This is a genomic window from Lentibacillus jeotgali, assembly GCF_000224785.1.
In the GTDB taxonomy this organism is placed as follows: Bacteria; Bacillota; Bacilli; order Bacillales; family Amphibacillaceae; genus Lentibacillus; species Lentibacillus jeotgali.
Genome location: NZ_AGAV01000012.1, coordinates 1 through 12,461 on the forward strand (window position 1 = coordinate 1; position 12,461 = coordinate 12,461).

Below are 12,461 nucleotides of genomic sequence, written 5' to 3' on the forward strand. Positions count from 1 at the left end.
AATTAGGTTTTGTGATAAGATTAAGTAAAAGTACATGTTGGAACATGCGGAAACGTAGCAGTATCAAAAGTGATGGTTACCTTTTGTTCTTCAATACCAGCTTCTACAGTCGAAGGATCTGCAATACTTATGCAAAACGAAAAGCCAATATAAAATAATTAATGATTTGGTATCGGTCCTAGATGCGACAGTTTTCGAGTAGGGAAAAGAGGTCAAATTGGATGGTTGGGAATAATTATCATGATATTCCTTGCCTACCTTTATTATTTATGTTCTATCAAGCTTTTTACCCGATTTTCTTGGTGGTATAGTCATGTTAGTTAGTATAGTAGTATTTCCTTTATCATTAGTTGCAAAAGGTTTTTCGTTTTCTTTATTGTAAGGATTATGAATTAGCTTTTAAACCTCAAAAAAACAGTTCATAAGATCTATAATTGTTTGCATAATTAGGTGCTACTGAATAACCAAAAAGTTCAATTATCGCAAGGATTTTAGCTTTTTTTGTCGAAACTAGATGCAAAGGAAATGTCGTGAAAAGACCAAAAACCCTTGCAGCTGGAGGACGAAAATCATGTATAATCATTCTGAACGTCAAATGTTGTTACCTGGTGACTTCTTTCTTCCATTTGGTGGAGAGTTAAATCCTGAGAATCGTTGGGTGATCCTAGCCAACCTCATTCCGTGGTGGGAAATTGAAGAACGCTACAAAAAGCAACTGAAGGATTTGACTCAAGGAGCGCATGCCAACTCGGTCCGGCTCGCTTTGGGTGCGTTAATCATTAAAGAACGCTTGGGGACGAGTGACGTCGAAACGGTTGAACAGATTATCGAAAATCCGTACCTTCAGTACTTCATTGGACTGCCGGAATTTCAATTTGAAGCACCTTTTCATGCCTCGTCGATGACCCATTTCCGCAAGCGAATCACCCGAGAAATCATCGATCAGGTGAATGAATGGGTTGTGGAAGAACACCAATCAGACGACAACCAAGATGACGATGATGACCATTCTGGCGGAAAAAGCGACGATTCTCCCGATCGGTCAAACCACGTACAGGACAAAGATTCCAGTGCCCCCCGTCACTATCAGGGTAAGCTCCTGATGGACGCCACATGTGCACCGGCTGATATCACCTATCCGACCGATTTGAAGCTGTTGAATGATGGACGTGAGAAATTGGAATCGATAATCGATACGCTTCACGCCCCCTTTTGCGGCCAACATGATAAGCCGAGAACGTACCGAAAGAAGGCACGTAAAGACTACTTGGCTCTTGCCAAACAGAAGAAGCCGTCCAAACGCAAACTACGAAAAGGGATCAAGAAGCAGCTAAACTACGTGGAAAGGGATCTTACTCACCTTCAAACCCTTGCCGGACAAGGCGGGCTGGGACTTCTCAATACCAAACAATATCGTGACCTTTTCGTGATTCAGGAGATCTATCGCCAGCAAAAGCTGATGTTTCAGACGAAAACGTATCGCATTGACGACCGTATTGTAAGCATATCCCAGCCCCATGTTCGTCCGATTGTCCGCGGTAAGCCCCATACGAACGTGGAATTTGGAGCAAAACTTTCACTCAGTCTTGTCGACGGATGGGCATTTCTCGATAACCTGAAGTGGGACGCCTATCATGAAGCTGGCGACTTGCCCGCTTCAGTTGAGCGATACGTGAGTCGGAACGGGGTTTACCCCGAAGCTGTGCTGGCCGATAAGATTTATTTGACGCGTGAAAACCGCCGGTACTGTAAGGAACGTGGCATCCGGTTAAGTGGCCCGAAGCTTGGACGCCCGCCTAAAAAAGAAGACAAGGAGCAGAAACAGATCGCGTACCACGATGCGTCTGAACGAAATGCCATTGAAGGCAAGTTCGGTGAAGGAAAACGCACTTATGGACTCGGTCTTATTCAAGCACGTCTTCAGCAGACAAGTGAATCGGTTATTTCGCTTCAGGTGCTTAATCTAAACCTCTCGAAAGCCCTTCGAGAGCTTCTTTTCTTATTTTTTTCACGTCTATGGTCTATCCACTATCAGAATTGAGAAAGTCACTTATTCACATTTGGACAAAACATTGAGTTATTCAGTAACCCCTAATTAAGTGGGTTGAGTATACCGTAATACGATAAGGCGCCTATCTGGAATAAGTATCGGCGTCCGATTCTGCAGAAAAGGGCATATTCTAGAATACTTATGGTCAAGAGAAATAAGAAGCTGACTGTTGTAACTTTACAAACTGCTGTGGTCTGTTCAAATGCCAATAATAACGAGGGAGGTGGATGAATTGCCATCGAGGCAGGATGGTTCAAATTCAACACCTAAAAGTGATGAAGATCTTCAGAAGGCTACGGTTGGAGAACGTAAGCCTCGCAATGCGCCCATCACCCCCCATGAATATGATTCACGGTGGCCGGAGCTATTTGAACGAGAGGCCCTCTGTACTTGGCAACACGGCCTTGCAAGTGGAACATTTGGCTCAACGTCAGTGCCGGGACTGTGTACCAAGCCAATCATAGATATTCTATTGGTTGTAACGGACGCTGCTGACGAGACGACCTATGTCTCGGACTTGGAGGAAGCAGGCTACACGCTACGCATTCGGGAACCCGAGTGGCTTGAGCACCGTATGTTCAAAGGTCCCGATACAGATATTAATTCACACGTATTTAGCAAAGGTGTATTTGAGGTTCAAAGAATGTTGGGATTTCGGGATTGGCTTCGAGCTAATGCGTCTGATCAAGATCAATATGCATCTGTTAAACGTCGTCTGTCTCAGCGTGAATGAGGACATGTACAGCACTATTCGGATGCCAAAGATTCAGTCGTCCAGGAAATCATGGAGCGAGCAGAGGAGTTTGTCATTGATGAGCAATATGACTAATGAAGAAATACCAAAGGAAGCATTTGACGCATTAGGAATTGCGAGGAATGTACTCGGAAGCAAGTTAGTTGGTGTGTATCTTTATGGTTCGGCAGTAAGCGGCGGGTTACGTATCAATAGTGATGTCGATGTCCTCGTAGTCGTGAATCAGCGATTATCTGAAGCTACTCGAAGAAAACTAACAGAACGCTTAATGCCGATATCGGGAAAAATAGGAAATGAAAAGGGGATGCAGTACCTTGAATTAATCGTTATTAATGAAGAAGATAGCGTACCTTGGCAATATCCCCCAAGGAATGAATTGGTCTATGGTGAATGGCTTAGGTCTGAGTTTGAGAATGGTCAAATTCCGGAACCAATGTTTGATCCTGACTTAGCTATTGTTTTAGCACAAGCACGAGAGCATAGCGTTTCACTGTTTGGGCCTGATCTGTTAACGATACTTGAGCCCATTCCGATAACAGATATTCAAAAGGCAATAGAGGAGTCTTTGCCAAAGTTAATTGATAATATTAAGGGTGACGAACGTAATGTGCTATTAACTCTCGCTCGCATGTGGCAAACAATGGCTGAAGGTACAATTTCTCCAAAAGATGTGGCTGCACAATGGGCAATCCCTAAGTTACCGAAGCAGCAAGCGGAAGTGCTCAATATCGCTAGAAAAGCTTATCTTGGCGAATATGATGATGATTGGGACGGAATGGAAGCCGAAGTCATATCGTTGGTCAATCATATGAGGGACAAAATAGAGGCTTATTTTAGTATCTGAGCAAGTTTTTGGAAAACAACGATCTGCCTCAATCGGGCGCTAAGCAGGAATAAGTACTAGCGCCCGAACTGAATATAATGGCCATATTGTTGAATAAACAAAGTGTATTGAAAGCTATAAATGTCGGGTGAAATGAGTGAAGAAATTAGGCGAGCACATCAACCAAAGCATTTGGAGGAATTACTTAGTATGTTAACAAGAGAAGATATCTTCAAACACGTTCAGGAAACCTACGGTACATTACCTGATTATCCGTTTAGGAAATTTCCAAACTATGCTGCTCTGAGACATGCATCTAACGGAAAATGGTTTGGTCTTGTGATGAATATCCTTCCAGAAAAATTAGGATTAGAAGGAAACGAGGAAATAGATATTTTGAATTTAAAATGTCCTCCTGAACTAATCGGGGGTTTAAGAAACGGACGAGATATTTTACCTGGATATCATATGGACAAGGAGCATTGGATTTCACTTGTTTTAAATCGTACCGATCCAGAAGGAGAAATTTATAACTTAATTGAGCAAAGCTTTAATTTAACCAAGTAAAAAATGAAGAGTTATTCCAATTAAAATTGCCGTGGATGGTCAAAAACTGACATTCCGTTATATATCCAATCGAACAGACCGATATGGTTATACACGAACATTTAAAGTTTATGAGTGCGAGGACTGTTCCGGTTGTCCGTTACGATCTCAATGTACCAAAGCAAAAGAAGGCAATAACCGGAAAATTTATTATAATGAGAAGTGGGAAAATCAAAAAGCTTATACGAGGCGGAAGCTTTCGGAAGAAGAAACTGGCGAAATTTACGGGCAACGTAAAATCGATGTGGAACCAGTCTTCGGATTTCTGAAGGCTAATTTGCGTTTCACACGTATGTCTGTAAGGAGACAAGACAACGTGGGAAATGAATTAGGATTTGCATTCATGGGGGTGAACTTGAGAAAGTACACCGCCGAGAAGACAAATCCTACCTTAGATGATGATAATCATTCAAATCAAAAAGGTTCCAACCATCAAAAATTGATGATTGGAACCTTTTTTAAGTCATTTTTGGCTAGTTATGTCCCACCTCTTTTTTACACCACCGTCCTGCTACCATAAATATTGAATATTATATGTTATAAATAGATACACAAAAACATAATTTAATTAAAACAACCCTATAAAACACTGATATGGCAACGATTAATAAATATAAACAAATACATAAATATGCATCTAAATAAAGATATTGTGTAAGTGATTATTATAGAGGTTTTTGTTATAATTAGCAAAGAAGTTAAAACTATACTGTGAACAGGCGGTGTTCTATCGTGAAATTTAATTCAGTGTTTGACATTATCGGACCGGTCATGATCGGACCATCAAGTTCACACACAGCTGGAGCTGCACGTATTGGGAAAGCAGCCCGAAATCTATTGGGTAAAAAACCAACTTGGGCCAGGATTCATTTATATGAATCTTTTGCTAAAACGTACAAGGGCCACGGAACGGATTTTGCTTTAGCCGGAGGTTTACTAGGGTATGAGACAGATGATCCCCGGATGAACCAGGCGCTTAAAATTGCCGAAGAACAGGGGCTTGATATTGAGTTTATTGAAGATAGCGCAGGCGTCGACCATCCCAACACAGCAAGGTTGATTATCGGGGATGATGCAGAGCAGATAGAGCTTATGGGTATTTCAATCGGTGGAGGAAAAATTGAAATCACGGAATTGAATGGGTTTGAATTACGCCTATCCGGCAATCATCCTGCCATCCTGATAATGCACAATGACCGCTTCGGAGCGATTGCTTCAGTTACGGAAATTTTGGCTAAACATCAGATCAATATCGGGCATATGGAAGTGAACCGCAAGGATGTTGGAAAAGAAGCACTGATGGTTATTGAAGTGGATCAGAACGTTGATGACAGTATATTAAAGGAAATGGAAAATGCCGATCATATTGAACAGATTGCTAAAATTGTCAGCTAAGAAGTTAGAATGGATGATTTCGCGCAATTTTAAAATAGTGTCCGGATTGTCTTAAATGTTTGCGAATTTTCGCTTCAGGAGAGGAGAAAATGCATGTTTCGTACAGTTGCTGAATTAGTGGAAACCGCTGAAAAGGAAAATATATTAATCTCAGAAGTTATGATACAGCAAGAAATGGAAGTCAAGGAGAAAACACGGGAAGACGTGTTTGCCGAAATGGAGAAGAACCTTAATGTGATGGAAAAAGCTGTAGAAGACAGTCTTAAAGGTGTTGAGTCGGTTACCGGGCTGACCGGCGGCGATGCAGTTAAAGTCCAGGAATACATGAAAGAAAATACGCCGTTATCCGGCAATATCGTTATGGATGCTGTTAGTAAAGCAATGGGCACTAATGAAGTCAACGCTGCTATGGGTACAATTTGTGCAACACCTACAGCAGGCAGTGCCGGCTGTGTTCCGGGAACATTATTTGCGGTCAGGAATCAGCTGAACCCGACACGCGAGCAAATGGTGCGCTATTTGTTTACATCCGGAGCATTCGGTTTTGTTGTAGCCAATAATTCGTTTATTTCAGGAGCTGCCGGCGGGTGTCAGGCTGAAGTCGGATCAGCAGGGGCCATGGCATCGGCGGCTATTGTGGAAATGGCAGGCGGCACACCGCAGCAATCAGCCGAAGCATTTGCCATGACACTAAAGAATATGCTCGGACTCGTTTGTGATCCGGTTGCCGGTTTAGTGGAAGTGCCATGTGTTAAGCGAAATGCCGGCGGTTCATCACTTGCCATTGTATCAGCGGACATGGCGCTAGCTGGTGTAACAAGTACGATTCCCTGTGATGAGGTGATTGGTGCGATGTACCGCATTGGCAAACAGATGCCTTCGAGCCTGCGTGAAACAGGTGAGGGCGGGTTGGCGGACACACCAACCGGACGGCTTTTAAAGGAGAAAATATTCGGAATGTCAGTTTAGAAAGAAGTGATCAAACATGCTGAGTGATCCAGTAACAGTCATTAAAGGTATCGGAGAAAAACTTGCAGCCGATTTGGGGGAAATGGGCATTCATACCGTGGAAGATCTGCTTTACTATTTTCCCTATCGTTATGATGTATTTGAAATTAAACCGCTTAGCGAATTGATTCATGAGGATAAGGTCACCATTGAGGGAAGGATCATCCATGAGCCTTCCCTCAATTTTTATGGCAAAAAAAAATCCCGACTGTCATTTAGTATCGAAGTGGAAGGTGTTGCGGTAAAAGCCGTCATGTTCAACCGGGCCTTTGCCAAAAAACAGCTGAATCCCGGTGACACCTTGACGCTGACAGGCAAATGGGACGCCCACCGGCTGCAAATAACAGTCAGCAATTATAAAAAGGGCCTGGCAAACCAACAGTCAGCAATCCAGCCGATGTACTCATTAAAAGGTGATGTGACAAACTACAAAGTGAAAAAAGCGGTCAGGAATGCCATTAAGACATATCAAGATGATGTACCGGAGCTGTTGCCTGAACAATACCTGGAATCATATAAACTGCCAAATCGGGTCAATGCTGTCTCTACCATGCATTTTCCCGGAAGCAGAGTTGATCTGAAGCATGCCAGACGGCGATTTACATACGAGGAATTCTTACTGTTTCAGCTGAAAATGCAAATGCTGCGAAAAATAAAACGTGAATCAACGACTGGAAACGCGCAGCATTATGAATCGGCAGCCCTCGGGAAATTTATCGACAGTTTTCCCTTCTCCCTGACAAAAGCCCAAGGAAAGGCGATGAACCAGATTTTGGCAGATATGAAATCGCCTTACAGAATGAGCCGGCTTCTGCAGGGGGACGTCGGGTCAGGTAAGACAGCTGTAGCCGAAGCATGCCTTTATGCTTCAATTACCGCCGGCAAACAGGGGGCTTTAATGGTGCCGACTGAAATATTGGCTGAACAGCATTTTCAGTCACTGACTGAAACATTTGGGCAAAGAGCTTCAATTGTGTTATTGACCGGGTCTGTCAAAGGGAAGAAACGAAAGGAAACCCTTTCTGCCATTGAAAATCATGAGGCAGACATTGTAGTTGGAACGCATGCATTGATCCAGGACGATGTGTTTTTCAATGACCTGGGCTTTGTGATTGTCGACGAGCAACACCGGTTCGGCGTGGAACAACGGCGGGCACTACGGGAAAAAGGGCTTAATCCGGATGTGCTATTTATGACTGCAACACCGATTCCGCGAACATTGGCTATCACAGCATTCGGAGATATGGATGTTTCGGTAATTGATGAGATGCCATCAGGCCGGAAAGCAATCGAGACGTACTGGGCTAAGGAAAATACATTCGAGCGTATACTGCAATTCATTGCCAAACGGGCGGAACAAGGCGAACAGGCGTATGTTGTCTGTCCATTAATTGAGGAATCCGATAAGCTTGATATACAGAACGCAGTCGACTTATATCATCAGCTTGAAGGATTTTACTCGGGTTCATTGCAAATTGGATTGATGCATGGCCGGCTTGCAACTGATGAAAAAGATGCTGTCATGAAACAGTTTGCAAATGGCGATGTGGATATCCTTGTTTCAACGACTGTTGTCGAAGTTGGGGTAAACGTCACCAATGCAACGATTATGGTCATTTATGATGCAGAACGTTTTGGCCTTTCCCAGTTGCATCAGCTCAGGGGTCGTGTCGGACGCGGTGAGAAGCAAAGTTATTGCATCCTGATTGCTGATCCAAAAGGAGAAACAGGAAAAGAGCGGATGCGGATTATGACCGAGACCAATAACGGCTTTGAGTTATCCGAGCAGGATCTGAAACTCCGCGGCCCCGGTGACTTTTTTGGAAAGAAACAAAGCGGGCTCCCTGAGTTTAGAGTCGCCGATATGATTCATGATTACAAGGCATTGGAAACTGCACGTCAGGATGCTGAAGAGATTATTGAGAACGGATTGCTCGAAAATAATTCTGCTTTCCGTCAGCTGCAGATCTATTTGGAAGATGGTACTGTTCTTCAAGAAAAATTGGATTAAAGAAAACTATAATTCCGGTTTATGATAACTTGCATAACTAGACGTGGTGTTATATATTACTATTAGGACCAAGTCATAGGATTAACATGTAAAATGTATTAATTACACAGAAAACGTTGACGCTGCCTTTTGATGCCGGCGGATACGATGTTTTTCTATTGAACGGAGCTGCAAATGAAAATCAGTAAAACAGAACGCCAGCGGTTATTAAAAGAAACCATTGAAGCCACGCCCTTTATAACCGATGAAAAACTGGCAGACAAATTCAATGTCAGTATACAGACAATAAGGCTTGACCGAATGGAACTTTCCATACCCGAACTCCGTGAACGGATAAAGTCTGTCGCCGCATATCAGTGGAATGAAACGGTAAAGGCGCTTCCTCTGGATGAAGTGATTGGTGAAATTATCGACCTTGATCTTGACCGACGTGCCATTTCAATATTGGAAATTAAAAAAGAACATGTTTTTTCGCGAAATAAAATTGCACGCGGGCATCATCTGTTTGCACAGGCAAATTCCCTGGCTGTTGCGGTTATTAATGATGAGCTTGCACTGACTGCAAAATCAGAGATCAAGTTCACCAGACAGGTAAAAGCAGGTGAGCGCGTCGTTGCCAAAGCCTTCGTTGAAGATGTGGACGTCAAAGGTATGACAATTGTACGTGTTGACAGCTTTGTCGACAATGAGAATGTGTTTACCGGATTATTTCATATGTATCGTTCAAACGATCCAAAAGGGGACATTGGAAATGAAGATAGCAATTGATGCGATGGGCGGCGACCACGCACCTGAAGCGATTGTTAAAGGTGCTGAAGAGGCCGTGTCCAACATTGAAAATCTAAACATATCGCTGATTGGTGATGAGAAAAAAATAAAACAGTATCTTTCTGATTCAAATCGAATTGAAATGATTCATACTGACGAGATTATTACGGCCGAAGATGAACCGGTCAGGGCTGTCAGAAGCAAAAAAAATTCATCATTGGTCCTGATGGCCAAAGAAGTGAAGGAAAAACGTGCAGATGCTTGTATTTCGGCAGGAAATACCGGGGCTTTGATGAGTGCAGGGTTGTTTGTTGTCGGGAGAATCCGCGGAATTGACCGTCCGGCATTAAGTCCGACACTTCCAACGACTGACGGAAAAGGCTTTTTGCTGCTGGACGTCGGCGCAAATGTCGATGCAAAAGCCCATAACCTTGTGCAATATGCCATTATGGGTTCAATTTATACAGAAAAGGTAAGGTCTATTTCAAACCCGACTGTCGGTCTCATGAACATTGGAACAGAAGAGGGTAAGGGCAATGAACTGACGAAAAAGGCATACTATCAGTTAAAAGATGCTCCTGTTAATTTTATCGGAAACGTTGAAGCACGTGATATCCTGTCGGGTACTGCGGATGTTGTTGTGACCGATGGATTCAGCGGGAACATTGCATTGAAAACGATCGAGGGCACGGCAATGACCATGTTTTCGATGCTGAAAGAGACATTCATGGCATCAGTCAAAACAAAAATCGCAGCTGGTATGATTAAAAATGATTTAAAAAGTTTGCAAAGTCAATTGGATTATTCAGAGTATGGCGGCGCAGGCTTATTTGGTCTGACTTCACCGGTTATTAAAGCACATGGATCATCAAACAGCCGTGCAGTATTCAATGCCATTCAGCAGGCAGCACATATGGTTGATAATAATGTTACCGAGACGATTAAAACAACAGTCGAATCGGTTGATTTGAACAAGGGGGATTAATATGAAACGTGCAGCATTTTTATTTCCCGGCCAGGGTTCACAGACGGTCGGTATGGCGAAAGCGTTTTATGATGAATATGCCGAGGTAAGGGAATTGTTCGCCCAGGCTGATCAGTTGTTGGGAAAAGAGCTGACACAGCTAATGTTTGACGGTCCTCAAGACGCACTAACTGAAACTGAAAACGCACAGCCGGCGTTATTATTGTCCGGCATTGCTGTACAAAGACTTTTGCAAAAGGAAAATATGCAGCCGGTGATGGCGGCAGGACATAGTCTTGGGGAATACAGTGCTCTTGTGGCTGCAGGTGCGCTCCCGTTTGAGGAAGCACTGCCGCTTGTTGCCACAAGGGGAAGGCTGATGGAAGAAGCCTTCCCGAAAGGTCAGGGGTCGATGGCAGCAGTTCTGGGCATGTCTCAAAGTGATATCGAACAGGCGCTTGAGGCGTTAAATGAAGATCAGGTAGCTGACATTGCGAATTTGAACTGTCCGGGCCAGATTGTCATCTCCGGGTCGAAAGAGGGGATTGATGCAGCCGAGGGGCTCTTGAAGGAGAAAGGCGCCAAGCGGGTCCTGCCTCTAAACGTGAGCGGACCATTCCATTCGAGGCTGATGAAACCGGCCAATGAACAATTTGCGGAAGAACTGAACTGTATGACTTTCAGTGATGCGGATATCCCAGTTTACGCCAATGTAACGGCTGAACCTGTCAAAGACAAGAACAGTGTTAAAGACCTGCTGATCAGACAGCTGTATTCACCTGTACGGTTTGAAGAATCAATCCGGAATATGATGCATGAAGGTGTTGATGCCTTTATTGAGCTTGGAACAGGCAAGGTATTAAGCGGACTTGTCCGGAAAATTGACCGCAAAGCTAAAACGTTTGCCGTGCAGGATCCGGACTCGTTAAATGAGTTTCTAACATGGTATAGGGAGGAATCTTGATGCTGGACGGAAAAAGTGCATTGGTAACGGGGGCCTCACGTGGCATTGGCCGAGCGATTGCTCTCGAGCTGGCAAGGCAGGGTGCAAATGTTGCCGTTAACTACTCCGGCAGTGAGGACAAGGCACAAGCTGTTGTTGAAGAAATTAAACAAATGGGTGTACAATCGTTTAAGATTCAGGCAAATGTTGCAGATGAAAAAGAAGCAAAAGCCATGGTGAAACAAGTCGTCAGTGAATTTGACAGCCTGGATATTTTAGTGAATAATGCGGGTATCAACAGGGATAACTTATTAATGCGGATGAAGGAAGATGAATTTGATCAGGTGATTGATACCAATCTTAAAGGCGTCTTCCAATGTACAAAAGCTGTTTCAAGACAAATGATGAAACAAAAAGGCGGCCGGATCATTAATGTATCCTCGATCGTCGGGGTGAGCGGCAATGCCGGTCAGGCAAACTATACAGCTGCCAAAGCAGGCGTTATTGGCTTGACAAAATCAACTGCCAAGGAATTTGCATCACGAAATATCCTTGTTAACGCGGTTGCGCCCGGCTTCATTTCGACTGATATGACCGATGCCTTGACTGAGGAGCAAAAAGAAGGGATGCTGTCCGTGATACCGCTCGAAAAATTGGGAGAACCGGATGATGTGGCACGGGTTGTGCGTTTCCTGGCGTCAGATGATGCAAAATACATTACCGGCCAGACAATTCACATCGATGGCGGTATGGTCATGTAAAACAGAAACCGGTATTAGGTTTTTGTTTTACATAAATTTCTCGAAAGGGGGTGACGACTCATGGCAGATGTATTCGATAAGGTAAAAGATATTATTGTTGATAAATTGGAAGTGGAAGAATCACAAGTGACAATGGAGGCTTCTTTCAAAGACGACCTTGAAGCTGACTCACTTGATGTGGTTGAACTTGTTATGGAACTTGAAGACGAGTTTGACATGGAAATCGCTGATGAAGAAGCTGAAAAAATCAATACGGTTGGGGATGCTGTCAATTACATAAACAGCAATCAATCCTGAGTCCATATAGTTTTGCAGGAAGTCCCGCACCACGCGGGGCTTTTTAGTCTATTTTAGATGTATTAATCTTAATGCGGAGTG

General features: G+C 43.6%; 12 protein-coding genes and 1 pseudogene. All 13 read left to right on the forward strand.

Annotated elements, in window-relative coordinates:
* Nucleotides 1–571 precede the first annotated feature (571 nt).
* The gene (locus ON01_RS08570; RefSeq protein WP_010530616.1) at nt 572–2,041 is read left to right on the forward strand and encodes an IS5 family transposase; all 1,470 of its coding nucleotides are present in this window, start codon (nt 572–574) and stop codon (nt 2,039–2,041) included.
* Nucleotides 2,042–2,282: 241 nt separating this feature from the next.
* Entirely contained in the window at nt 2,283–2,783 is a 501-nt protein-coding gene (locus ON01_RS08575) for a GrpB family protein (protein WP_010530617.1), read from the forward strand.
* Nucleotides 2,784–2,862: 79 nt separating this feature from the next.
* Complete coding sequence (ant(9), locus tag ON01_RS08580) at nt 2,863–3,648, forward strand: aminoglycoside nucleotidyltransferase ANT(9) (RefSeq protein WP_010530618.1); 786 nt, start codon at nt 2,863–2,865, stop codon at nt 3,646–3,648.
* A gap of 189 nt (nt 3,649–3,837) precedes the next feature.
* A complete protein-coding gene (locus tag ON01_RS08585) occupies nt 3,838–4,194 on the forward strand; it encodes an MmcQ/YjbR family DNA-binding protein (protein WP_010530619.1) in 357 nt (118 codons plus the stop codon).
* Nucleotides 4,195–4,228: 34 nt separating this feature from the next.
* Nucleotides 4,229–4,753: pseudogene (locus ON01_RS08590) on the forward strand (transposase); the annotation flags it as partial.
* A 212-nt stretch (nt 4,754–4,965) separates the two neighbouring features.
* The gene (gene sdaAB / locus ON01_RS08595) at nt 4,966–5,628 is read left to right on the forward strand and encodes an L-serine ammonia-lyase, iron-sulfur-dependent subunit beta (RefSeq protein ID WP_010530621.1); all 663 of its coding nucleotides are present in this window, start codon (nt 4,966–4,968) and stop codon (nt 5,626–5,628) included.
* A 93-nt stretch (nt 5,629–5,721) separates the two neighbouring features.
* Nucleotides 5,722–6,597: an L-serine ammonia-lyase, iron-sulfur-dependent, subunit alpha gene (gene sdaAA / locus ON01_RS08600; protein WP_010530622.1), complete on the forward strand. Its 876-nt coding sequence runs from the start codon at nt 5,722–5,724 to the stop codon at nt 6,595–6,597.
* Nucleotides 6,598–6,613: 16 nt separating this feature from the next.
* Nucleotides 6,614–8,647, forward strand: coding sequence for an ATP-dependent DNA helicase RecG (gene recG / locus ON01_RS08605; RefSeq protein WP_010530623.1), 2,034 nt, complete (start codon nt 6,614–6,616; stop codon nt 8,645–8,647).
* Nucleotides 8,648–8,821: 174 nt separating this feature from the next.
* Nucleotides 8,822–9,415, forward strand: a complete 594-nt coding sequence (gene fapR / locus ON01_RS08610; protein WP_010530624.1) for a transcription factor FapR — start codon at nt 8,822–8,824, stop codon at nt 9,413–9,415.
* Nucleotides 9,399–10,400: a phosphate acyltransferase PlsX gene (plsX, locus tag ON01_RS08615; protein WP_010530625.1), complete on the forward strand. Its 1,002-nt coding sequence runs from the start codon at nt 9,399–9,401 to the stop codon at nt 10,398–10,400. Before fapR ends, plsX begins: the two co-directional genes overlap by 17 nt.
* Nucleotide 10,401: 1 nt before the next feature.
* Nucleotides 10,402–11,343 (forward strand): ACP S-malonyltransferase, encoded by a 942-nt coding sequence (gene fabD / locus ON01_RS08620; protein WP_010530626.1) that lies wholly within the window; start codon nt 10,402–10,404, stop codon nt 11,341–11,343.
* Complete coding sequence (fabG, locus tag ON01_RS08625; RefSeq protein ID WP_010530627.1) at nt 11,343–12,083, forward strand: 3-oxoacyl-[acyl-carrier-protein] reductase; 741 nt, start codon at nt 11,343–11,345, stop codon at nt 12,081–12,083. The genes fabD and fabG overlap by 1 nt, the downstream gene beginning before the upstream one ends.
* Before the next feature lie 60 nt (nt 12,084–12,143).
* Nucleotides 12,144–12,380, forward strand: a complete 237-nt coding sequence (gene acpP / locus ON01_RS08630) for an acyl carrier protein (RefSeq protein ID WP_010530628.1) — start codon at nt 12,144–12,146, stop codon at nt 12,378–12,380.
* The last annotated feature ends 81 nt before the right edge of the window (nt 12,381–12,461 follow it).

What these genes read in the sequence shown, in the direction of transcription:
- ON01_RS08570 (WP_010530616.1), top strand. Translation starts at nt 572, where the DNA reads ATGTATAATCATTCTGAACGTCAAATGTTGTTACCTGGTGACTTCTTT.
- ON01_RS08585 (WP_010530619.1), top strand. Translation starts at nt 3,838, where the DNA reads ATGTTAACAAGAGAAGATATCTTCAAACACGTTCAGGAAACCTACGGT.
- sdaAA (WP_010530622.1), top strand. Translation starts at nt 5,722, where the DNA reads ATGTTTCGTACAGTTGCTGAATTAGTGGAAACCGCTGAAAAGGAAAAT.
- recG (WP_010530623.1), top strand. Translation starts at nt 6,614, where the DNA reads ATGCTGAGTGATCCAGTAACAGTCATTAAAGGTATCGGAGAAAAACTT.
- fapR (WP_010530624.1), top strand. Translation starts at nt 8,822, where the DNA reads ATGAAAATCAGTAAAACAGAACGCCAGCGGTTATTAAAAGAAACCATT.
- plsX (WP_010530625.1), top strand. Translation starts at nt 9,399, where the DNA reads ATGAAGATAGCAATTGATGCGATGGGCGGCGACCACGCACCTGAAGCG.
- fabD (WP_010530626.1), top strand. Translation starts at nt 10,402, where the DNA reads ATGAAACGTGCAGCATTTTTATTTCCCGGCCAGGGTTCACAGACGGTC.
- fabG (WP_010530627.1), top strand. Translation starts at nt 11,343, where the DNA reads ATGCTGGACGGAAAAAGTGCATTGGTAACGGGGGCCTCACGTGGCATT.
- acpP (WP_010530628.1), top strand. Translation starts at nt 12,144, where the DNA reads ATGGCAGATGTATTCGATAAGGTAAAAGATATTATTGTTGATAAATTG.